The 23,532-nt window shown below is 34.9% G+C and carries 24 protein-coding genes; 18 read left to right on the top strand and 6 right to left on the bottom strand.

What is annotated here, in order from left to right; genetic code table 11:
• Window positions 1-267: 267 nt before the first annotated feature.
• From CC92_RS0103660 to CC92_RS0103635, 5 genes are all read left to right on the top strand, one after another.
• Window positions 268-621, top strand: a complete 354-nt coding sequence (locus CC92_RS0103660; protein ID WP_029504407.1) for a hypothetical protein — start codon at window positions 268-270, stop codon at window positions 619-621.
• Between the two features lie 292 nt (window positions 622-913).
• On the top strand, window positions 914-2,140 hold the full coding sequence (locus CC92_RS0103655; protein ID WP_029504408.1) for an LCP family protein: 1,227 nt from the start codon (window positions 914-916) through the stop codon (window positions 2,138-2,140).
• A 235-nt stretch (window positions 2,141-2,375) separates the two neighbouring features.
• Complete coding sequence (locus CC92_RS0103650; RefSeq protein WP_029504409.1) at window positions 2,376-2,825, top strand: MarR family winged helix-turn-helix transcriptional regulator; 450 nt, start codon at window positions 2,376-2,378, stop codon at window positions 2,823-2,825.
• A 153-nt stretch (window positions 2,826-2,978) separates the two neighbouring features.
• Window positions 2,979-3,818, top strand: coding sequence for a DegV family protein (locus CC92_RS0103645; RefSeq protein ID WP_029504410.1), 840 nt, complete (start codon window positions 2,979-2,981; stop codon window positions 3,816-3,818).
• Between the two features lie 746 nt (window positions 3,819-4,564).
• Window positions 4,565-5,545, top strand: coding sequence for a phosphotransferase enzyme family protein (locus CC92_RS0103635; protein WP_029504412.1), 981 nt, complete (start codon window positions 4,565-4,567; stop codon window positions 5,543-5,545).
• A gap of 22 nt (window positions 5,546-5,567) precedes the next feature.
• Here the strand turns inward: CC92_RS0103635 and CC92_RS0103630 are convergent, their stop codons facing one another.
• Entirely contained in the window at window positions 5,568-6,221 is a 654-nt protein-coding gene (locus CC92_RS0103630; RefSeq protein WP_029504413.1) for a M48 family metallopeptidase, read from the bottom strand.
• 537 nt (window positions 6,222-6,758) lie between these two features.
• Here CC92_RS0103630 and rplU point away from each other — a divergent pair.
• The 8 genes from rplU (at window position 6,759) to rsfS (ending at window position 11,451) form a co-directional block, all read left to right on the top strand.
• Window positions 6,759-7,067: a 50S ribosomal protein L21 gene (gene rplU, locus CC92_RS0103625; protein WP_029504414.1), complete on the top strand. Its 309-nt coding sequence runs from the start codon at window positions 6,759-6,761 to the stop codon at window positions 7,065-7,067.
• 19 nt (window positions 7,068-7,086) lie between these two features.
• Entirely contained in the window at window positions 7,087-7,416 is a 330-nt protein-coding gene (locus CC92_RS0103620) for a ribosomal-processing cysteine protease Prp (RefSeq protein ID WP_029504415.1), read from the top strand.
• A gap of 45 nt (window positions 7,417-7,461) precedes the next feature.
• Window positions 7,462-7,749: a 50S ribosomal protein L27 gene (gene rpmA, locus CC92_RS0103615; protein ID WP_012200563.1), complete on the top strand. Its 288-nt coding sequence runs from the start codon at window positions 7,462-7,464 to the stop codon at window positions 7,747-7,749.
• Between the two features lie 431 nt (window positions 7,750-8,180).
• Entirely contained in the window at window positions 8,181-9,470 is a 1,290-nt protein-coding gene (gene obgE / locus CC92_RS0103610; protein ID WP_029504417.1) for a GTPase ObgE, read from the top strand.
• 30 nt (window positions 9,471-9,500) lie between these two features.
• Window positions 9,501-9,791: a ribosome assembly RNA-binding protein YhbY gene (gene yhbY, locus CC92_RS0103605; RefSeq protein WP_029504418.1), complete on the top strand. Its 291-nt coding sequence runs from the start codon at window positions 9,501-9,503 to the stop codon at window positions 9,789-9,791.
• Between the two features lie 16 nt (window positions 9,792-9,807).
• The gene (gene nadD / locus CC92_RS0103600) at window positions 9,808-10,410 is read left to right on the top strand and encodes a nicotinate-nucleotide adenylyltransferase (protein ID WP_029504420.1); all 603 of its coding nucleotides are present in this window, start codon (window positions 9,808-9,810) and stop codon (window positions 10,408-10,410) included.
• Between the two features lie 25 nt (window positions 10,411-10,435).
• Window positions 10,436-11,023: a bis(5'-nucleosyl)-tetraphosphatase (symmetrical) YqeK gene (yqeK, locus tag CC92_RS0103595; protein ID WP_029504421.1), complete on the top strand. Its 588-nt coding sequence runs from the start codon at window positions 10,436-10,438 to the stop codon at window positions 11,021-11,023.
• 68 nt (window positions 11,024-11,091) lie between these two features.
• On the top strand, window positions 11,092-11,451 hold the full coding sequence (gene rsfS / locus CC92_RS0103590) for a ribosome silencing factor (RefSeq protein ID WP_029504422.1): 360 nt from the start codon (window positions 11,092-11,094) through the stop codon (window positions 11,449-11,451).
• Window positions 11,452-11,650: 199 nt separating this feature from the next.
• Here the strand turns inward: rsfS and lexA are convergent, their stop codons facing one another.
• The gene (lexA, locus tag CC92_RS0103585) at window positions 11,651-12,265 is read right to left on the bottom strand and encodes a transcriptional repressor LexA (RefSeq protein WP_029504423.1); all 615 of its coding nucleotides are present in this window, start codon (window positions 12,263-12,265) and stop codon (window positions 11,651-11,653) included.
• Between the two features lie 487 nt (window positions 12,266-12,752).
• Here lexA and yneA point away from each other — a divergent pair, with 487 nt between their 5' ends.
• Both yneA and CC92_RS0103575 read left to right on the top strand, forming a co-directional pair.
• Window positions 12,753-13,103: a cell division suppressor protein YneA gene (gene yneA, locus CC92_RS20695; RefSeq protein WP_051650858.1), complete on the top strand. Its 351-nt coding sequence runs from the start codon at window positions 12,753-12,755 to the stop codon at window positions 13,101-13,103.
• Between the two features lie 350 nt (window positions 13,104-13,453).
• Complete coding sequence (locus CC92_RS0103575) at window positions 13,454-13,954, top strand: hypothetical protein (protein ID WP_029504425.1); 501 nt, start codon at window positions 13,454-13,456, stop codon at window positions 13,952-13,954.
• A 195-nt stretch (window positions 13,955-14,149) separates the two neighbouring features.
• On the opposite strand, the gene aroA is transcribed toward CC92_RS0103575, so the two are convergent.
• From aroA to aroF, 3 genes are all read right to left on the bottom strand, one after another.
• Window positions 14,150-15,460 (bottom strand): 3-phosphoshikimate 1-carboxyvinyltransferase, encoded by a 1,311-nt coding sequence (gene aroA / locus CC92_RS0103570; protein WP_029504426.1) that lies wholly within the window; start codon window positions 15,458-15,460, stop codon window positions 14,150-14,152.
• Window positions 15,461-15,562: 102 nt separating this feature from the next.
• A complete protein-coding gene (locus tag CC92_RS0103565) occupies window positions 15,563-16,672 on the bottom strand; it encodes a prephenate dehydrogenase (protein WP_029504427.1) in 1,110 nt (369 codons plus the stop codon).
• A gap of 16 nt (window positions 16,673-16,688) precedes the next feature.
• Window positions 16,689-17,702 (bottom strand): 3-deoxy-7-phosphoheptulonate synthase, encoded by a 1,014-nt coding sequence (gene aroF, locus CC92_RS0103560; RefSeq protein ID WP_029504428.1) that lies wholly within the window; start codon window positions 17,700-17,702, stop codon window positions 16,689-16,691.
• 499 nt (window positions 17,703-18,201) lie between these two features.
• On the opposite strand from aroF, the gene CC92_RS0103555 reads away from it, so the two are divergent.
• The 3 genes from CC92_RS0103555 to CC92_RS0103545 all read left to right on the top strand — a co-directional run bounded on the left by CC92_RS0103555 (window position 18,202) and on the right by CC92_RS0103545 (window position 22,274).
• A complete protein-coding gene (locus tag CC92_RS0103555) occupies window positions 18,202-20,295 on the top strand; it encodes an elongation factor G (protein WP_029504430.1) in 2,094 nt (697 codons plus the stop codon).
• A 332-nt stretch (window positions 20,296-20,627) separates the two neighbouring features.
• Window positions 20,628-21,344: a gamma-glutamyl-gamma-aminobutyrate hydrolase family protein gene (locus CC92_RS0103550; RefSeq protein ID WP_029504431.1), complete on the top strand. Its 717-nt coding sequence runs from the start codon at window positions 20,628-20,630 to the stop codon at window positions 21,342-21,344.
• Between the two features lie 15 nt (window positions 21,345-21,359).
• The gene (locus tag CC92_RS0103545) at window positions 21,360-22,274 is read left to right on the top strand and encodes an aldose 1-epimerase family protein (protein WP_029504433.1); all 915 of its coding nucleotides are present in this window, start codon (window positions 21,360-21,362) and stop codon (window positions 22,272-22,274) included.
• A 412-nt stretch (window positions 22,275-22,686) separates the two neighbouring features.
• On the opposite strand, the gene CC92_RS0103540 is transcribed toward CC92_RS0103545, so the two are convergent.
• A complete protein-coding gene (locus tag CC92_RS0103540) occupies window positions 22,687-23,475 on the bottom strand; it encodes a gluconate 5-dehydrogenase (protein WP_029504434.1) in 789 nt (262 codons plus the stop codon).
• Window positions 23,476-23,532: the final 57 nt, after the last annotated feature.

Raw genomic sequence — 23,532 nt, 5'->3', positions numbered from 1 at the left:
GTTTATATAAGATTATTACTACTATGATCTCTAGAACACAATGTTAATGAGTATTTAGTGAATCAAACCTTACCAGAATATTCTTAGTAAATCTCTAGTAGGAGATTAATTAATGTGATTTTATATTCATTATCTATAAAAGTATATTTAAAACTCTAAACTATCTATTTTGTTAATAACAGAGTTACATTTTTAAACTGTAAAGTAATCAAAGTTAACGAACTTAAGTTATTTAATTACATAAAATAATAAAAAAGGCTATTAATAATGATGCAAACCGAAAAGTATGAAATAACATTTGCTACACTCAAAAACATTACAATTAATCTAGATTTAGCAGTGCATAGTTGGATTTTGGCTGCAAACAAATGGTATAAGGAAACAGGAATTTTTGTTAGTGCACAGATGATAGAGAAAATGTTAATTTCTAAAGATGGTAGTTCATTAGAACGTTGTATTGTAATAACTACTACTAGAAATCCAATGTTAATACCCAATAAAGTTGACTTTTACCGGGTGCTAAAGCTAGTGATTGCTGAGGTTAAAGCTGATTTAAATAATCCATATACGACAATATCAGAGTTTTTAATTAATGTTTCATTTTTCCTACGTGAACTGTAGACAACTTGTCTACAGTTTTATTCATGACAAGGAAAAGTTCGAGTAGCGTGCTTTTTCTTGTCATGAAAGGAAGGATGTTTTTATCGAAACAACTCTTTTGATTTAATGTTCCTTAAGACTTTATAAGGAAATAATTATGTTAAAATATTGTAAAAAATAAACAATATGCTATAATACCCAATATACAAACTTGTCTTTGAAACAGACGATGATACTACTATTTATAGATTAAACTTCTTAAATTTATATTCAAGACAACATTTCATAAGGTGACAGAAAGGAAACGTTATTGATGAAGGATGATGATAGCAATCTAATCGATAGGCATTCAGAAGAGGATGAATGGAGTCAATGCACTCTTAATATAACGAGTGGACTTGAAACTTACGATGAGTCTATGGAGGATATGAAGGAATCATTGGCAAAGCAAGTACAATCATTGGATGAAAATAGTGTTGATGAATTGACGAAACAGAGAAGAAAAAAGAAATTAAGAAGAAGATTAGGAATCGTTATTGCTGCATTTGGGGTATTTATAGCTATCTTAATTTTCACCCCACTTGGAAAAGTAATTCTTAGTAATATCGTTGGTGAATATCTCTATGATAAATTAGTATTTGAGGATTCTGGAAATAATTTAGGTAATTATCAAAAGGAAGGCGAGAAGGAAGTATTAAATAACTTGACAGAGGATAAGAAAGAGGACAAGGAAATTATTAACATACTGTTGATTGGACTTGAAGAATTTGATAATGCTGCGAATACAGACACCATGATTGTAGCTTCTATCAATACGAAGGATAATACTTTAAAGTTGCTTTCTTTCATGAGAGATTTATATATTGATATAGAGGGACATAGCAAAGATAGGCTAAATTCTGTTTATTCAAAAGGAGGTATACAGTTACTATACGATACAATAGATTCTAATTTTGGAGTATCCTTGGATGGATATTTGCTCGTTAATTTCGAAGCTTTTGAGCAAATTGTTGACATATTAGGAGGGGTTAATGTAACTCTTACAAAAGCCGAAGCGGAGTATTTGAATTATCATAATTATATCTCGAATCCAGAATATAGAAATGTTGTAGAAGGGGAACAGTTAATGGTTGGTAATCAGGTATTGGGTTACTGCAGGATTAGGAAAGTATCTACTGGAACAGAAAGCAATGATTTTGGCAGAACACAAAGACAGCGAAATGTACTACAGAGTATAGTTAGTAAATTAAAGTCAAAAAATATAATAAGTCTGGCCTTTTTATTAGATGATATATTATCAACGGTACATATCACAACAGACATAACAAAGAGTGATTTTAAGGATTATCTTACAATAGGGATGGATTTAAATTTAGATAACATAGAAACTTTAAGAATACCAATGGATGGAGACTATAGAAACTTAAAGATACCAAATGGAAAATATTACAAGGCTGTACTAGAAATCAAGGACTTAGAAAAATCGAAAGAGATTATTAAATCTTTTCTTAATCCAGGTTTGAAGAACAATATTCAATAGAAGAAAAGGTGAAAAACAATAGTAGTGTGAAAGCTCTAATCGGTAGTTTAGGGCATAGAGTGGTGAAGTTTAGGTGGCTATCATCGTTGATTCATTATGTAATTTATATAGTGAGTCGGCTATGATAGCTATTTTAATGTCTATTACTTTGAACTTCAAAATATCTTGACGAAATCCAAATCTATTGTTATAATGCAAAATAGTTTGAAGTTCAAAGTAAATGGAGGAAGCCAAGATGAATGTCTATGAGGCACAGTTAAATGATTTTTTTGTTACAATATTTAATGACATACTAAGACTGGAAGAAGGTTCCTTAGCTAATGGAAAACACAAGATGTTATCTGTAAATGAGATGCATGTCATAGAAGCAGTGTATAATAGCGAGAAAGAAGATAAAAATACCATGAAGGAGCTATCTAAACGACTAATGATTACAGCGAGTAGCCTCACGATCGCCGTAAAGACATTAGAACAAAAAGGGTATCTAATAAGAAATCGGGCACAAAGTGATAAACGTAAGGTTTATGTATGTACAACAGAGATAGCAAAAGATGCTTATCAAGAGCATCTGACCTTTCATGAGAGTTTGATAGCAAGCGTATCAGAACAGTTAAATGAAGCAGAGATAGCAGCGCTTACACTGGCGTTAGGAACGCTGCATCGTTTCTTCCAAAAGCTAAAGTAATTTTCTTAAAAACTTGGCTCTTCCATGGAATTCTTTGTTAGAGCACAAGAAGCCAGTGCTGTAGAAAGTTAATTAAGAGATGGAAAGATTTCTACAATCTATAAGATTTTATATAACAATTTATTTGATTCTATATAACAGGAGGAATTTCCAATGATACACATTATAACTGATTCAACATCCGATATTACACAGGCTCAAGCTGAAAGGGAAGACTTGATCGTAGTACCTCTTCATAATTTATTCGGTGAAGAAGAATACCTGGATGGGGTGACAATTTCGACAGAGGAGTTCTATCAAAGACTCTCGACAACAGAAGAACTACCAACGACAAGTCAGCCATCGCCTGAGGAATTCTACACTCATTTTAACCGTTGTAAGGAGGAAGGGAGTAGTGCGATTGTTATTACAATCTCCAGTAAATTAAGCGGAACCTTTCAAAGTGCTAGTATTGCAAAGGATATGTGTGAATATGATGAAATCTATCTTGTAGACAGTAATACGGCAACCTTGGGGTTAAATTGTCTTGTTCAATACGCAAAAATACTTAGAGAAAGAGGGCTTTCTGCAAAAGAAATTGTAGAGGAGCTGGAAGAAAATAAACACAAAATCAGAGTATTTGCTCTAGTGGACACCTTAAAATACTTAAAAAAGGGTGGTCGATTATCAGCGTCTGCAGCGCTAGCGGGAACATTACTTCAAATCAAGCCAATCATCGAAGTGAAGGATGGTGTAGTTGAAGTTGCGGCTAAGTCGAGAGGATTGCAGGGAGCATATAAGAAAGTGATTGAGTTAGTGGAAGAAGTAAATGGGATTGATATGGAGTTTCCATATAACATCGGTTATACAGGTGATGCAAGTTCAATACAGAATTTTGAAACTTATACTAGAGAGTATCTAAAAAAACAGGATATCGTAAAGATTGCCATTGGTAGTACGATTGGTGTCCATGCAGGGCCAGGAGCCTGCGGTATCGCATTCTTTAGAAGATAACAGAAGAGGAAATATTAGTTACAAGAAACTATACAGAAGTTTAGATGACAAAAATGTAAGGTTTGAATGTTATTTGTAAGGCACATCGATGGTTTGAATCAAGGTTATCCTTTATACTTATACGTAGGCAGTATGAGAAATAAATCAAAGAGGAGTGGTCCTATGAAGAACAAAAAGCGAAAATTGATTATAACTATTGTTGTCGTGTTAGTCGGATTTATTATATATGAGAATGCATTATTTAAAAAAGGACATAAAAGACGATAAAAAATAGAAACCAGTATACTATTAGATTCCCCTATCAGTAAAGCAAGAAATAAGATTGTTTTACTGATAGGTTTTTTCGTTGGTTGGTACATATTATATATAACATAATTTTTATTTGGATTTCATTAATTTAATTGACATAATATACCATATGATTTATAATAATAGTATCTTAAAACGAAAGGGGTGTTAAAAAAATGAACGATACGGTGATTCGTGGTTAACAACATTATATCGAGCATAACAAAATTCGTATTAAAACGTTTTTTGTATGCAAATTTTTCCTTTCGTTATTCTGTAACTTAGTAGATAATTACCTATCGAAACCAGCAGAACACTCGAATGAGGGTGTTTTTTTTTGTACTCTTTTTTAAGAAGATAAAACAGAGTGCAGGAATCATTTGTATTTTTGGCTATACCATATTGTACTATTACATTCAAAGAATTAAGTATTTTTGAAAGAAGGGATAGGTTTATACATGTTAAAAATGAGATATTTAGTAGAAAATTATGATTTAGCAAAAACATTATTAAAACACTGGAACTATGAAGAAGAGGATTTGAATGAGATGCTATCTTATTTTCGGATATCCTCAAATGCCATTTATCCATTTCATTGCGGAGGGGACGTTCACTTTTTAAGAATTGCTCCAACAGAAGAAAAGCGCAAGCAGAATATCTATGGAGAATTGGAGTTCATACAGTATTTGAGAAAACATGATTTTGATGCTCTCCGCCCAGTACCTTCTAGGGATGGAGAATATATAAGAAGGGAGAAAACGGAGTGGGGAGAGTATTATGCAACAGTTTTTGAGCGGGTAAAAGGTAAACAAGTAGAAGAGTGCGAGTATTCAGATAAGATGTATTATGAATGTGGCAGAACAATGGGCAGGTTGCACAGATTATCCTCTAAATACAAACCTATCATAAAAAAATGGACCCATGAGGATGTTCTTTATGATATTGAAAGAATGATATCACTTTACCATTGTAGAAGGCAAGCAACAATAGAATTAGTTAAGCTACGAGAAGAACTTGCAAAATTATCGAAAACCCATATGACCTATGGACTTATCCATTATGATTTTGAATTAGATAACGTATTCTATAATGAAACAACAAATAGCTGCTCTGTTATTGATTTTGATGATGGAATGTATCATTGGTATTCTACAGACATAGAACAATTTTTTGAATCTGTATCTGAGGAAAAGGGGATAGAAGAGGTAGAACAAATAAAACAAGTATTCTATGAAGGATATCAATCCGAATATCCAATCCTAGAAGAAGCAAAAAATAGTTTGCCTCTGATGAGGCGTTTTATTAATCTGTACTCTTATGTGAGAATTTCTCATTGCTTAAGTGATTCTTATGACAGCGAACCAGAATGGATGATAGAACTACGTGTCAAATTAGAGAATAAACTTAGAGCAATCGAAGAATCTTGGCAAAGTTTCTAGAAATTCTAACGGATCGCTCATATTAAATAGTCATAAAGGCACCAAAACGAGCTAGATATTCCTGGTGCCTTTTATAATTCTTATCATACATACCGACCTTTCTCCAGAAGGAGCGATCATGATTTAAATGCATAATGTGGCAGAGCTCATGAATGACAACATAATCAATTGCACTAAGCATAGCCATTGATAATTTATAATTAAAGGTTAATTGTTTCTTTGAGTTACAGGTTCCCCAGGTAGCAGGCGAGTCTACAATGGTAAATCCTTTTGCTTTTACTTGCAGAATCGGTTCATAGATAGCAAGTCGTTCCGTGATAATTTCTTTGGTTTTATTCATATAAAATTTTTCAAGTGCCACATGAACTTCTTCTTGCGTTGTTGGCAGTTCGGATAGAAGGTCGGATAACTTGTGAACTTTACCAAGAAATAAAAAGTTTTCGTCACTCTCATAAGTTTTTACACTGGAAAGATAAGTTCTTGTATTCAATTTTTCCTCAAATTTAAGTAATACCTTTGAATTAGTTTTCATATAGGCATTGATTTCTTCTGGTGTAGATTTTTTTGGAGCTTTTAAAGTGATAAGTCCTTCGGGTGAAAACTCAAGACTAAACTTACTAGCCTTCGTGTATTGGATGTGAAAATGGATGCTCTTATCATTCAGTATGATTTCCATAGTGTAACCTTTCTATTAAGAAGTAAATTCAAGAAGTAAATTTCATCTATCATATTATTACATAATAATATCTGATAAGTATTGTAAGTGAAATAATCTGTTTTGTCCATGTAATTTAGAATGCTTTCGAATGTAAGTAGTGAATAATATGATTATGACTATGTACACGTAATGTATATTAATTAATAGAATTTTTAGAAACGAAGCAACTTAATGAACGACTTTATCTACTTAACTAAATTAATGCTTGTGGTGGAAAAAAAATACTTGGATTAATGCTTGTGTTTGACAAAAAATATTTAAATTAATGCTTGTGATAGAAGAATAAATGATAAACTCTGGTAATTTTAAAAATTGAAATTATTTTATTTTAGTGACTCGATGGAGTGATTAATAATGTAGAGTGGTGTATTTTCTTATTGACAATCACGTTGAGTTATGATAAACTTCTTTAGTGTGCCGCACAACGAGGTTCAAGTTCTGTCTATTTCTAGACAGGCACCATAGTTGGCGAGTAATGATAATGGGAGGTGCCATATGTACGCAATTATAGCAACAGGTGGTAAACAGTACAAAGTAGCCGAAGGCGATATCATTAAAGTAGAGAAGCTTGGTGTAGAAGCTGGTGCAACTGTATCTTTTGACCAAGTTCTTGTTGTAAACAACGGTCAGGTTGTAGTAGGAAATCCTACTGTAGCTGGTGCTAATGTTTCCGCAACAGTTGTAGAAGAAGGCAAGAATAAGAAAGTCATCGTTTACAGATATAAGAGAAAGTCCGGATACCACAAGAAAAACGGTCACAGACAGGCTTATACTAAGGTTAAGATTGACAAGATCAACGCTTAATCATTGGTGAGAGGTTGATATGGTTAAAGTATCAATTCATCAGAATAAAGATGGTAAAATTAATGGGTTTCGATGTATAGGGCATGCAGGTTATGCAGAGTCTGGTCAGGATATCGTTTGTTCTGCCGTATCGATTCTTGTGATAAATACCATTAATTCTATTGAAACATTTACTTCAGATATTTTTGATTTTAAAGAAGATGAAAAAAAGGGTTTGATAGAATTTAAAGTTGTCTCAAATCTATCCGATCGTGCAGAGGTATTATTATACTCTTTACTACTCGGACTTCAAGGAATTGAAGATGAATTTGGGCGTGATTATATTAAAATCGACAAACGGATACAGTAGCAGATGTGATGGTATCCGAACCTATTATATAAGGAGGTGTAGGTCATGTTAAAGATGAACCTTCAATTTTTCGCTCATAAAAAGGGTGTTGGTTCTACTAAGAACGGTAGAGATTCTGAGTCTAAGAGACTTGGCGCGAAGAGAGCTGACGGTCAGTTCGTATTAGCTGGAAACATTCTTTACAGACAACGTGGTACTAAGATTCATCCAGGCGTTAACGTAGGACGTGGTGGAGATGATACATTATTTGCTTTAGTAGACGGTGTTCTTAAGTTCGAAAGAAAGGGTAGAGACAAGAAACAAGCTAGTGTTTACCCAGTAGAAGCTAAATAATTTGAACAAGAGAGACGGCTTACCGCTTCATCTTGTATTCATCGTTATAATTTAGTACAACGATACACTAGAGGGCTGTTTCAAAATGAGTCTTTTTCTTCATAGTAGAGAGTTTCTTAGAGTTCTTTCTATTGTGACAAACAATCGCACGTAAAGTCGACGAATGTTTGCAAGAGGTTTCATTTTGAAACAGCCCTTTTATTCGATGGAAGATAGAGAAGATTTTCCATTGATGAAAAATGACTAGAGTGAAATACTAAAGTTATTATAGATTAGTTTTATATAGATTGATATTATTTTGAGGATTGTGTTTTGATAAAGGGCGCATGTTCTCTTTCTAAGGGATAGTAGATACGTATAAAGAACTATCTACTTCTCCTATAGTTATTATTGTTTTCAAAAGGCGCTAAAGTGCCAGAATTGAGGTTATGATGTTCGCAGATAGTGCAAAAATTTATTTACGCTCCGGCAAAGGTGGCGATGGATGTGTTTCTTTTCGTCGTGAAGCCCATGTCGCTGCTGGTGGTCCTGATGGAGGCGACGGCGGTAAGGGTGGAGACGTAATATTTGAAGTTGATGAAGGTTTAAATACCCTTGGTGACTTCCGTTTCAAGAGAAAATACTGTGCCAGTGATGGTGAAAGCGGTAGTAAAAAATGTTGTTCTGGTAAAAATGGAGAAGATTTAATCATAAAGGTTCCGGAAGGTACCATTATAAAAGAGACAGAAACAGGTAAAGTTATTACTGATATGTCTCATGAAAATCGTAGAGAGGTTATACTACGAGGTGGCCGTGGCGGTAAGGGTAATCAGCATTATGCGACACCAACAATGCAGGTACCTAAATATGCTCAGCCAGGACAAAAGGCTGTGGAGCTAAATGTTACGTTAGAACTTAAGGTAATCGCGGATGTTGGATTGGTAGGATTTCCGAATGTAGGCAAATCTACCTTATTATCTCGTGTCACCAACGCAAAACCAAAGATTGCAAATTATCATTTCACTACATTAAATCCAAACCTTGGTGTTGTAGATTTAGAGGGTGCAGATGGTTTTGTTATCGCTGATATTCCTGGTTTGATTGAGGGTGCATCGGAGGGAATTGGTTTAGGACATGAGTTCTTAAAACACATTGAGCGGACAAAGGTTATCATACATCTTGTAGATGCTGCATCAACCGAGGGTAGAGATCCAGTAGAAGACATTGAGAAAATCAATCATGAATTAGCCTCTTATAATGAAGGATTATTATTAAAACCACAGGTAATTGCTGCTAATAAGATTGATGTTTTATATGGTGAAGAGGAAGAAGAAGCAATCAATAAAATCAAAGAAGCTTTCGAATCAAAGGGAATTAAAGTATTCCCAATCTCTGGAGTTAGCGGAAAAGGTATCAAAGAATTACTTTATCATGTGAGTGATGTATTAAAAACAGTGGATGATTCTCCAATTATATTTGAGAAGGAATACTTCCCAGAGGAAAACATCGTGATGGATGAGCCTTATACAGTTGAGTTTGATGAAGTTGAAAATGTCTATGTTGTGGAAGGACCTCGTATTGAAAAAATGCTTGGTTATACAAACATAGATACAGAAAAAGGTTTTGAGTTCTTCCAGAGGTTCCTAAAAGAAAATGGTATCTTAGATCAATTAGAGGAGTTGGGAATTGAGGAAGGCGATTCCGTACGTATGTATGGTCTTGAGTTTGATTATTATAAATAGTAGCGTGAAAATGCTAGAATAGAGGTAAGTATGACAAGTAAGCAGAGAGCATATTTAAAGGGTCTTGCTATGAACTTAGATCCAATATTTCAAGTTGGTAAGGCGAGTATATCACCTGAGCTAACAACTGGCATCAGTGAAGCATTAGAGGCGAGAGAGTTAATTAAGATATCAGTCTTAAAAAACTGTTTAGATGATCCGAGAGAAATCGCTTCTGTATTATCAGAGCGTACTCATTCAGAAGTTGTTCAGGTCATCGGGAAAAAAATTGTGTTATATCGTGAGTCTAAGGAAAAGAAAAAAATCGAATTGCCAAAGTAGTGGGAGTGAAACGGTTATGAGAAAAGTTGGTATCATGGGTGGTACGTTTAATCCTGTCCACTTCGTTCATCTATTGCTTGCTGAAGCTGCTTATGAGCAGTTTCATTTGGATGAAATCATGTTTTTACCTTCCAAACGACCAGCGTATAAACCATTATCGGAGTTAATTGAAGAAGAACATCGATTTCATATGATTGAATTAGCGATTGCTGATAATCCATATTTTTCTGTATCCGATATGGAGTTTCATAGAGAAGGAAATACGTATACTGCGGACACATTACTTGAGTTATCAAAGAAATATCCGGATACAGAATTTTATTTTATTCTTGGAGGAGATTCTTTATTCGAACTTGAGAAATGGTCCAGGCCAGAGATCGTGATGGAAAAAGCTTATATCGTAGCAGCACAACGGGATGATAAAGACAATGACCTTATGGTGCAGAAGATGACGGAGCTAAACGAGAAATATAAGGCAAAGATTGAATTATTACAAGTACCAATGTTGGAAGTATCATCACGAATGCTCAGAGAACGAGTAAAGAAAGGACAGTCAATCCGATATTTTTTACCGGAAGCCGTGAGAAGCTATATTATAGAACACGGATTCTATCTCTAAAGTTGGAGCGATTGATAAGGAAGCGATGAATCAATTCGTAGAGCAGATTGAGGAGCAGATGAAACAGTTATTACCCGCCAAGCGTTATGTACACACAGTTGGGGTAGCTTATATGGCAGCATCCCTCGCGATGTGTTACGGGGAAAATGTTGAAAAATCAATGATTGCGGGTTTGCTTCATGATAACGCAAAATATATACCCTTTGAGGAAGCATTGAAAGAATGTAATAAGGCTGGGATTTTGATCTCAGAATGTGAGCGAAATAGTCCGATGCTATTACACGGGAAGTTGGGTGCCTATTATGCGAGAACCAAATATGGTATTTGTGATGATGAAATTTTATCTTCGATTATTTTCCATACGACAGGAAAACCTGCAATGACATTTTTGGAAAAAAATATATTTCTATCTGACTATATAGAGGTTCATAGAACGCAGAATACAAGGCCTACACTTGATGTAATCAGAACTACGGCGTTTCAAGATCTTGACTTAGCGGTTTATTATGCACTCGATAATACCTTACAATTCTTAAAACGGAACAACCGCTTAATAGACGGTATGTCAATTGATGCACTGGAATATTATAAAGTAAAAGTAAGCAAAGGATAATGATTGTTATAAAAGCACATGTTTATAACAATATAGAAATTTTAGAATCAGAATAAGGAGAATAACGAATGAAAAATTATTCGAAGGAAATGGTACGCCTTGCATTCAAAGCTTTAGAAGATAAGAAAGCAGAAGATATTAAAGTAATTGAAATTGGTAACATCTCTGTCATTGCAGACTATTTTGTGATAGCAAATGGTAACAATCCTTCTCAAGTAGAGGCTATGGTTGGAGCAGTGGACGAGGAATTAGCGAAGAACGGTTATCATGCAAAGAGAATTGAAGGTGTAAAATCTTCAGGATGGGTATTGATGGATTTTGGTGATGTTGTCGTTCATATCTTTTCAAAGGAAGACCGTTTATTCTATGATTTGGAACGAATCTGGAGAGATGGAAAGCATGTTTCTAAAGACAGCCTAATGGAGTAAATAAAAAAAGCTCGAGTAAAAATAAAGAAGCTGAACTTGCTTCTATATTTTTACTCGAGTTTTTTTTATAACTTTTTATTGGTTGCTTCTTTAAAATAGATAATTTGTTCTATAGTCTTAGTTGCTTTTTACGAAAATCTTCTTAGCGAATAATTTCATAGAGTGATATTCGCTAAGAAGATTGATTTACAAATCAGATTTAGAATAAGCGGAATAATCCAATTACCTTACCAAGAATCTGAACATCCTCAACAATAATAGGATCCATAAAATCATTTTCTGGCTGTAAACGATAATGCCCTTTTTCTTTATAAAAAGTCTTAACCGTAACAGAATCGTCAATTAACGCAACGACAAAATCCCCATTCTCAGCTGTAGTCTGTTTTTTTACTAGAATCTGATCGCCATTGAAAATACCAGCATTGAGCATACTATCACCTTTTACTTTTAACATAAAAGTTTGCTCATTCGGCATATATTCGGTTGGTATTGGAAAATATCCATCAATATTTTCCACAGCTAAAATAGGTTGCCCAGCAGTAACCGTTCCAACGATTGGTACATTCACAAGCTCTCTTCTTGTTAGATTAAATTCATCATCGACGATTTCAATTGCTCTCGGTTTTGAAGGATCTCTTCTTATGTAACCGTTTTTTTCTAACGTCTCTAGATGGGAATGAACAGAAGAAGTAGATTTTAAATTAACGGCTTCGCAAATCTCACGAACCGCAGGTGGATAACCTCTGCTTATTATTTGTGCCTTTAAGTAGTCTAGTATCTCCTGTTGTTTTGCACTTATTTTTCCATATCCCATTTGGATACCTCCATTCTTTATCCCTTTATATCAGAAAGCCATTGTTATGTACTTCTGTGTAACTTATAATTCTTTGATCATATAACTGCTAGGATTGTTCTTCGTTTAATTGATAATAAAACTGATCATAAAGATTGATATTATAGTTATCTCTATAATCAATCCCACAACTTATAATATATCTAACTCCTAAAAAACTAGAAACTTAAGTTTGTTTTCAAAACAAGTATCAAACTTGTTACCTATATTTTGATTCATTAGTAGTAGAAAATCAAAATATAGTAAATAAGTAACTTAACTATTGTTATTATAACATAAAGAAATAAAGAATGCAAAACCTATGTTCGATTTTTCAGAAGAATTATAAACAAACTATTGACATTCGAATATATGTTCGATATAATTAAGAAAACATATGTTCCAAACACATGTTCTGTTTTTGAAAATGGAATCCTATTACATAGTTTAGTTTATAATGGAGGGTACTATGAGAGAGAGAAGTGTTAAAAATTACTCAGAAGAATTTAAAAGTTTTATGAAATATCATTTTAATCATAAAGCATTAGGCTTTTTGTTTGTTGTTGTCATATTATTATATCTTGTAACGATTGTTCCAACAAAGATTGCATATGCTGATCAGAATACCGTAAGATATAAAACCTTCCAAAGTGTTGAAATTAAAGCAGGGGACAGCCTATGGTCAATTGCTACGAAATATTACACCGAGGAATATAAAAGTATAGAAAATTATATTGAAGTAATAAAAGAAAGTAATTCTTTAAAAAACGATACCATACATAGCGGATGTTATTTGATCGTTCCATATTATCGGAACTAAGTTAATGATCCGATAATCATATTTGTAGCGCAAATACTTAGCACCTCATAACATTACTGCGATGATTCAATGAATAAAAGAGTAGAGACTAAAGAAGTTTTAACGCCATGTAAGCGTTTTCATAATTTTATAAAATATTAATAGGAAAATTTGTCGTCTTATTGTATAATAAATATAGAAACTTTTTGTGAGGTCCTTGTAACGGGAAATGAATCATTTTGATTAGTTACAATCTCATATAAAAAGAGAAACGTTGAGAGTGAATACAAATATTTTAAGGAAAGCGTTTACAAAAATAGTGTTTTCATTCAAGTGCAACGTGTAAGTTTTATATAAGGAGACAATGAAAAATGAAAAAGTATGGCAGGTTGATAATTCTTGTGATTTTGTTGTTAATTGTAACAGAAGTGACAATTTACGTGAACAATAATATCGACAGTAAATTAGATACAAACGATCGTGGCAGAACATTAGAAAGTCTTAGAGCAGCTGTGGCCAATTCAGATGCTGAAAGTAAAGGACTGAATCCATATACTGAATTTTGGAATTATGAAATTAAGTTACTTCGTGACGAATATCCTACAACTAAGACCGATATCTTCGATTATGTGGACAAAGAATTATGGGACACTAAATTAACAGCTCTCATAGATCGTATAAATAAAGAATATGTAGATGATCAAACGATCTTAGCAGAAGTTAAGTCAGTGATTCCACAGAACTATTTACGAGACATCTTTAGCGATAATATGGAGGAAGGTTACTTCCGTTCTATACTATTGTTAATGGAAGATGATTATAATAAACAGCAGGCTGGGCAGCCAACCGAACAGCCAAGTGCAAAGGAATAATAGAGTATAATCCAAAGAATAGAGTATAGTTGCAAACTTATAGATAAAAAGCTTTTCCCATCTTACTAGAAGCAAGATGAGAAAAGCTTTTTTTATTATACATGACAAGGAAAAGTTCGCGAAGCGTGCTTTTTCTTGTTGCTATTACTAAGGGGGTAGTCCATCATATTATATTATTTATTGAAAAGTATCTAGCTAATAAGGGCTCGTTAGACGTTGTAAATCTTGATAAAACTCTGGATAAGAGATGTTTACACATTCAGCGCCTTGTATTATTGTCTCACCTTCAGCCTTTAAACTTGCAATTGCGAAGGACATTGCGATGCGATGATCCTCTTTACTTTCGATGACTGTACCAGTAAGTTTATGAACTCCGTGTATAATCATACCATCTTCGGTTGCAATAACATTAGCTCCCATATTGTTTAGCTGTTTTGCCATAACATCAATTCGGTTTGATTCTTTTACCTTTAATTCAGTGGCATCCTTAATGATTGTTTCTCCTTCTGCAAAACATGCAATAACGGCAATTACAGGAATTTCGTCAATAAGACGAGGAATAATACCACCTTCAATCGTAGTGCCATGAAGATTACTGCTTTTCACTCTTAGATCACATATTGCTTCACCATCTTGGTTCTTTAAGTTTTCTTTTGTAATGTCAGCACCCATCGAAACTAAGACATCTATGATACCATCGCGTGTTGGATTGACACCAACATCTTTAATAACAAGCTCAGAATTAGGTAGTATACAGGCTGCAGCAAGAAAATAAGCGGCGGAAGAGATGTCACCTGGTACTTGAACCTTTTGTGCAAATAATCTTGGCTCTGGTTGGATCGTTACTGTTTTATTATTTACAGCAAGTGTTGCACCGAACTCTTTTAGCATAAGCTCGGTATGGTTTCTTGATACGTTTGGCTCTGTTACTGAAGTTTCACCCTCTGCATAAAGACCAGCTAAGAGGACAGAAGACTTGATTTGAGCAGAAGCGATGGGTGAATTGTAATGAATCCCTTTTAAGGTTGACTTTGTTGAGTGGTAAGAAGATTCATTAATACAAAGTGGAGCACAACCGTTGCCAAGAACACTTTTTATATCGGCATTCATGAGGCTAAGAGGGGTAATGACACGATTCATTGGACGCTTTTGGATAGAGGAATCACCAGTCAGATTACTTTCAAATGGCTGGCCACTTAAAATACCAGAGATAAGACGGAGTGTCGTTCCGCTATTACCCACATCTAGAATAGAAGAGGAAGGAGATAATCCGTAAAGTCCTTTTCCATGAATGCGAATCACTTGGTTTTGTATGTCTTCTTCTATATCGATTCCCAATTGCCGGAAACACTGTATCGTTGAGAGACAGTCGGCACCTTTCAAGAAATTGTGGACTTCTGTTGTTCCTTCTGCCAATGCTCCAAACATAACTGCACGGTGCGATATGGACTTATCACCTGGTACGGAAAGAGTACCATTGATTTGTTTCACTTTATGAAATTTCATACAAGTTCCTTTCTGATTCTCATTCTAAGTTGATTAAGATATTACATTTGCATACCTTATCCTTTGAAATAACAAAAAATCATTTATATCTGGAGTATAATCCTAAGATCGTTCATATATTACATAATTATGGGATTGTAAAGATTTCTTTGCTTTTAGTAAGGCTTCTTCTGAATAGAGTTCAATACGAAGCACACCTTGTTCAAATTCGCGGTTGTGTATGATACCGATATTTTTTATACTAATACCATTACTTCCAAGTAGGGTTGCGATGATGGCAATTGCTCCAGGTTCGTCAGTGATATCGATATATAACTCATAAATACGTTGAATGATACCTTTGGAATTTGGAATCTGATTACGGTAGATACCAGCAGATTCGAATATCTGATAGAGATATTCAGAATCCTGATTTTCTAAAGCAGTGACTACCTGATCTAAATTACTCTGAAACTTTTTTAGACTATGTATGATACTGTCTTTATTCGTAATGCAGATATTTTGCCACATAGCAGGAGAAGAGGAAGCAATTCTAGTAATATCTTTAAATCCGCCTGCCGCCAATAATTTACGTTTTTCTGTGGAATCATCGGATTCTTTTACTAGATTAACAAGTTCTGCTGCAATAATGTGTGGTACATGACTAATATCAGCTGTTATACTATCATGATCTTTTGGATCAAGTACAATCGGGATTGCATTGATTCTCTTTATGATATTCGTTAACAATGATACCTGTTTCTTCGCTACTTTATTTGTTGGAGTAAGGATATAGTAGGCATTTTCCAGAAGAAACTCGCTAGAATTTAGATATCCACTTTTTTCAGAACCAGCCATTGGATGTCCACCAATAAAATGTTGCTCTAAATCATAACTAGAAATCGCAGTATGCATGATTGATTTCACACTTCCAACATCAGTTAAGATACATGTGTTTTTAATACATGTCTTTAATTGAGGTAAGTAGGATATATTAACTTGAATTGGTGCACATAAAAAGATAATATCGCAGCTAGCGAAATCTTCCGTTAGGTTATGGCTGATTTTATTAATCGTACCATCGGATAAAGCAATCTGCAAATAATCAATGGAGGAAACATCCTCTTTCTCATAGGCAACGATAGTACAGGGATAATGATTAGCCCGTAAGGCCTTGGCGATGGAGCCACCAATCAAACCAAGGCCAATAAATCCTATGCATAATTGTTTCATATGCGATCCATCCTTCCTAGAAGCGTTTTCCTGCTAACTGAGCGTATGGGCGCAATTCCTTACATAATTCATCGAATTGTTCAAAGGTTAAAGATTGTGGACCATCGGAAAGCGCAGTAGCTGGATTAGGATGGGTTTCAATCATCAAACCATCGGCACCTGCAGCTATTGCACATTTTGCAAGAGGAGCCACATAACGTCTAACTCCGGTCGCGTGACTTGGATCCACAATGATTGGAAGGTGGCTCTTATGCTTAATAACTGGAACCGCACTAATATCTAATGTATTTCTTGTTGCGGTTTCAAAGGTTCGTATGCCTCGTTCACATAAGACTACATTTGGATTACCTTCTGAAATAATGTATTCGGAAGCATTTAACCAATCTTCAATGGTTGCAGCTAGGCCTCTTTTTAAAAGAACAGGTAAACCAGTTTTACCAGCTTCTTTTAATAAATAGAAATTTTGCATATTTCTTGCTCCAATTTGCAGCATGTCAACATACTTTACTGCCGCTTCAATTGCAGCAAGACTAGTCACTTCGCATACCACCGAAAGCCCTGTAGCTTCTCTTGCTTCCTTCATATACTTTAGGCCTTCCTCCTCAAGACCTTGGAATGAGTAAGGGGAAGTTCTTGGCTTGTAAGCGCCACCTCTTAAGATGGTTGCACCTGACTTTTTAATTGCAATCGCTGTTTCAAGAACCTGCTGAGCACTTTCTACTGCACATGGACCGGACATAACACAAAGTTCGTCGCCACCAATGGTTGTACTACCAACTTTAATGATAGATGGTTCCGGATGAAATTTTTTGTTTGCCAACTTATAGGTCTCTGTTACCGGTAGAATATGATCAACATCCTCTGCAATCTCTAGATTACAACAGGATAATTTGCTTTTGTCTCCAATGACACCAATAATGGTGACTTCTTTACCAGCCGAGATATGCACATCAAGTCCTTTTTCTTTTATCTGTCTAAGTATATTGTCAATAGACTCTTTTTTTGCATTTGGCTTCATAACGATTATCATAACTTTATCTCCTAACATATGTATAGTATTTACTAAAATCTGAATTGTATTGTACCTTATTTTAATTTTAATGTCAATACTATGATACATTAAAGCGTAACGGTTTAAAGCGCAACGCTTTAAAGTGTGGAATAAGATGGGAAATAATCCATATACATGTAAAATCAAGGCATAAATAGGATTAAGCACATAGATTAGTAGGAATAATAATAACAAATTTTCGCTTGTCTTTATTGTAACATAACATAGGTCTGTCTCACAGTTGTGATAAAATAGATCTAAAGTGTCACATTTATTAGATTTATGTAGATTGTTTAGATTAAATGGATATTAAAAAATAGATTTGTGATAAATGCATAAAACTGTTGTAAGTTTATTGAAAATTAGGTAAAATATATATGAGGGAACAGGCTATACCCCATACAGCAAATGTAATCCAATGAAAGTACTTATTGCATTGGAAGGCAGTTTGACTATAAAGTAATGGAGGACAACAGACATGGAGACTTACAAGTATGAGAAGATTCGTAATGTTGCATTGCTAGGACACGGTGGCTGTGGTAAAACCACGTTAGTAGAAGCCATCGCCTACACAACAGGAATTACGAACCGACAAGGCAAGGTCGAAGAAGGTAATACAATCAGTGACTATGACAAGGAAGAAAATAAACGACTTTTTTCTATTAGCACTACAGTTGTACCGATAATCTGGGAAGACACGAAGATTAATTTACTAGACACGCCAGGTTATTTTGATTTTGTAGGAGAAGTGGAAGAGGCATTGCTTGCATGTGATGCTGCGATAATTGTTGTTTCAGCTAAATCAGGCGTTGAAATTGGTGCAATGAAAGCCTGGGATTATTGTGAAAAAAACAAACTCCCAAGAATGTTCTTTGTAACTGATATGGATGATGATAATGCTAGTTTTAGAGCTGTAGTAGAACGTTTGGAAGAATTGTATGGAAAAAAGATAGCACCATTTCACTCACCAATACGTGAGAATGAAAAATTTGTTGGTTTTGTTAATGTTGTAAAGATGGCAGGTCGTAGATTTACAAAGTTAAGTGATTATGTAGAATGTGAAATTCCAGATTACTCCATGGAATACGTGAATAAATATCGTGAAGCTTTATTAGATGCGGTAGCGGAATCCAGTGAAGAGTTAATGGAAAAATATTTTGAAGGAGAAGAATTCACTCCTCAGGAGATTTCTACAGCCCTACGAAGCAGTGTGATTGATTGTAGTATCGTACCAGTTCTTATGGGTTCTGGTTTACATGCTCAAGGAACCAGAATGGTGCTTGAAGCAATTGAGAAGTATTTTCCATCGCCGAATAAGGGAGTGCTTACTGGTGTAAATACCAAAACGAACGATAATTTTGCAGCGGATTATGATGCAAACAAACCAATGACTGCTTTTGTTTTTAAAACGATTGCAGATCCGTTTATCGGTAAATTCTCATTAATAAAAGTATGTTCGGGAGTGCTAAAGTCAGATTCTGTAATCTATAATGCAGATAAGGATACTGAAGAAAAATTATCAAGACTTTATGTATTACGTGGTAAAGATCAAATTGAAGTAAAAGAGTTGTATGCTGGAGATATTGGTGCCATTGGTAAATTATCGAATACTGTAACTGGTGACACACTATCAACGAAAGCAACTCCGATTGTTTATGCACGTCCGAAATTATCGATACCATATGCTTATCAAAGATTTAGAACTAAGAATAAAGGAGATGACGATAAAGTTTCTCAAGCACTACAGAAGTTAATGGAGGAAGATTTAACCTTACGTGTTATAAATGACAAAGAAAATCGTCAAACTCTGCTATATGGCATCGGAGAACAGCAATTAGAAGTAGTAGTTAGTAAAATGTTACAACGCTATAAAGTAGATATAGAAATTACGAAGCCAAGAGTACCTTATCGCGAGACGATTCGTAAAAAAGTACGTGTTCAAGGAAAATATAAAAAGCAATCTGGCGGTCATGGACAATATGGCGATGTTCATATTGAGTTTGAACCATCTGGTGATATGGAACTTCCTTATGTATTTGAAGAAAATATATTTGGTGGGGCTGTTCCAAGGAATTTCTTCCCAGCGGTAGAAAAAGGTATTGCTGAAAGTGTATTAAAAGGGCCTTTGGCAGGATATCCGGTTGTTGGTCTAAAAGCAACCTTGGTTGATGGTTCCTATCATCCTGTAGATTCTTCTGAAATGGCATTTAAGATGGCTACGATTCAAGCCTTTAAGCAAGGTGTAATGGATGCTTCTCCAACCCTTCTTGAGCCTATCGTTACCTTAAAGGTACAAGTTCCGGATAAATTTACTGGTGATATTATGGGTGATTTAAACCGAAGGAGAGGTAGAGTGTTAGGTATGAATCCTCTTCATAATGGGAAACAAGAAATCATAGCGGATATCCCTCTCGCAGAAACATTCGGCTATGCTACGGATTTACGTTCCATGACTGGTGGTATTGGAGAATATTCCTATGAATTTTCTAGATATGAACAAGCACCTAGTGATGTTCAACAGAGAGTTATTGAAGAATCTGAAAAATATTCAAACTCGGAAGAAGTTGGATGATGTAGAGAGTTTTAACGAAATAGTTTATTACTTGTTTCTTTGTGACTTAGGAATAGATAATATAAGCTATGATAGGTTTAAACTAGATCAAAACTTAAAGAACTTAAAGAACTTAAAGAACAAAGAACTTAAAGAACTAAGAACTTAAAGAATTAGAGTAATAATATATAATAGCGGGAACAATAGTAACTTACCGAGGTAGAGGCATTAGCAATAGTTGATGCTTCTTACGAAGGAATTTCATTGTTTCCGCTTTTTATTTTATAATTTATTCATGTTTACATAAGGAATCCGTATGATATAATAAGATTTGATTATTGGCAGGATAAAACATGGAAAAACCCATTATAGGTATCTTACCGCAATATGAAATTGAAACAAAAAGGATAAAGATAGAAGAGTTCTATGTGAAAGCAATTCAGAAGGAGGGTGGAGTTCCTGTCATTCTCCCTTTGTATCAAGAGCTTAGCGATTTAATAGCACTTTTACCATGGCTAGATGGAGTATTGTACCCGGGAGGACCAGATGCGAGCCCTTTTTATTGGGGGGAAGATTCTACCTGGGAATGTAGAGTGATACAACCAGCAAGGGATATACTTGAGATAGGGCTACTTCCCTATATTTTGGATTTGAGGAAACCTATTTTAGGAATTTGCCGAGGAATCCAAGTTCTCAACATCGCTTTAGGTGGGGACATCTATCAAGATATAGAACATCTTAAATCATCGAATACTAATGTTGGTCATTATCAAAAATCCAGAGGTGATGTACCAACTCATTACGTAAATGTGCAGAAAAGTACACTGCTACATCATATTGTTAATACTGAAAAAATTATGGTTAATAGCTATCATCATCAAGTAATATGCAATGTTGCTAAGGGCCTAGAAATTGTTGGTTATTCGAATGACGGTTACATCGAAGCAGTAGCGATGCGAGACTATCCTTTTTTACTAGGGGTTCAATGGCATCCAGAAGAACTATATGAGGTTGATAAGACATCACAGCTTATTTTTCGTGCTTTTATCCAGGCATGCCAAAAAAGGTAAAGAAAGGGATAAGGAATGGCAAAAGTTTATCTTGAAAATGCACAGTTAATGGCGACCTTTGACACCAAAGGGGCTGAATTACTCTCTGTAAAAAGAAAGAATAGAATATCTGGAGAATTAGAGGAACAAGAATATATATGGTCTGGAGATCCAAAATATTGGGGGCGTCATGCTCCGATATTGTTTCCCTTTGTAGGAACGCAAAAGGGAAAGCAGTATCAACACAAAGGAATTACTTATCCGATGACACAACATGGATTTGCAAGAGATAAAGAGTTTGTAATGCAAACGAAAGAGAAGAATCGAATCTGGTTTAAATTATCATCTTATGAGGAGACAAAAAAATGTTATCCTTTTGAGTTTATATTATGGATCGGTTATGAGTTAGAAGAGGATACAATACAGGTTTTCTATCGAGTTGAGAATTATTCGAAGGAGAAGATGTATTTTGCGATAGGGGCTCATCCTGGGTTTACTTGTCCATTAGTGGAAGGAACTTTACAGGAAGAGTATTCTTTCCGCTTTCCGCACATTAATGCTCTTACTTATTCTATTGTTAATATGGAAAATGGCTTGAAACAGGAAAATACTTATCAAATGGATTTAGTAAAAAAAGAGGAATACGGATATCTTAAATTAGAAAAAGGACTTTTTGATCGTGATGCTTTGATAATAGAACAAAGTCGTATAAATGAGGTGGCACTGTGTAAAGCGGATAATAAGCCTTATGTTATAGTGAAATTTGATACTCCTTTGTTCGGCTTATGGTCACCAGCAGGAAAGAACGCTCCATTTGTATGTATTGAACCTTGGTATGGAAGATGTGATTCGGAAGAATTTGATGGGGAATTAAGTGAGAAAGAGTATATTAATGAACTTGATATGGGTGAGAGCTTTGAACGTAGTTACTCTATGCAATTTCTACCTTGATAGTCCAATAGAAAACAATCGACAAAAAAGGGAGCGTTGTAAAATAACTAATCAATAGCTACGGAGCGACGCTCTTTTGTGGTATTGAGATATTATTATAAGAATCATATTTTTGTTGCCTTTGAGTACATTATTCTAGTTGCTCATTCTAAAGCGAGTAATTGTGCTATGATCTGAGGCCTTTTCCTTGCATGAAGCCACAAAAAGTTTATGTTAACTTCGTGTAATCTAAGGCCTCCCATACTTGGATTAGTAGTCGGACAACATAATACAAAAACAGGTCTTTCGGAACCTGCTTTTGCTCATTGTAAAAAAAGAGCTTTTGCTCCATAAATGATTACTCATCTATTTTGCAAAAGCTCTTTTTTTATAACATTATAATAGAAACGCCATTCTAGCTTCTATATTTTTATTATTTAGGCTGTTTTCCGATGTATGCTAAGATACCACCATCAACGTAAAGGATGTGACCATTTACGAAGTCAGATGCATCAGAAGCTAAGAAAACAGATGGGCCAGCTAAATCTTCTGGCTCACCCCAACGAGCAGCTGGAGTCTTTGAAATAATAAAGTTGTTGAATGGATGTCCATCTTCACGAAGAGGAGCTGTCTGTGGAGTAGCGATGTATCCAGGTCCAATACCATTACACTGAATGTTGAATTCACCATACTCAGATGCAATGTTCTTAGTTAACATCTTAAGACCACCCTTAGCAGCAGCATAAGCGGATACAGTCTCACGACCTAATTCACTCATCATAGAACAGATGTTGATAATCTTACCATGACCCTTCTTAATCATGCTAGGAATAACTGCCTTAGCCATGATGAAAGGAGCATTTAAGTCTACATCGATAACTTGTCTGAATTCAGCAGCTGTCATTTCAATCATAGGAATACGTTTGATAATACCAGCATTGTTAACAAGAATGTCGATTACACCAACTTCTTTTTCAATCTGCGCGATCATTGCATTTACTTGATCTTCATTTGTTACGTCGCATACATAACCATGAGCATTGATACCAGCTTCTTTGTAAGCAGCGATACCTTTGTCAACTAACTCCTGTTTGATATCATTGAAAACGATAGTAGCGCCAGCTTCTGCGTATGCGCTAGCAATAGCAAATCCGATACCATAAGAAGCACCAGTTACTAAAGCGATTTTACCTTCAAGGGAAAACTTCTTTGCAAAATCCATTTTTACGACCTCCATATAATATAATAATAAATCAGACAAGCTAAGGTATGTAAAGAA

Source organism: Lachnoclostridium phytofermentans (assembly GCF_000733755.1).
GTDB lineage: Bacteria > Bacillota > Clostridia > Lachnospirales > Lachnospiraceae > Lachnoclostridium > Lachnoclostridium phytofermentans_A.
The sequence above is the reverse complement of the archived record's forward strand: the minus strand, read 5'-3'. Positions and strand labels throughout refer to the sequence as shown.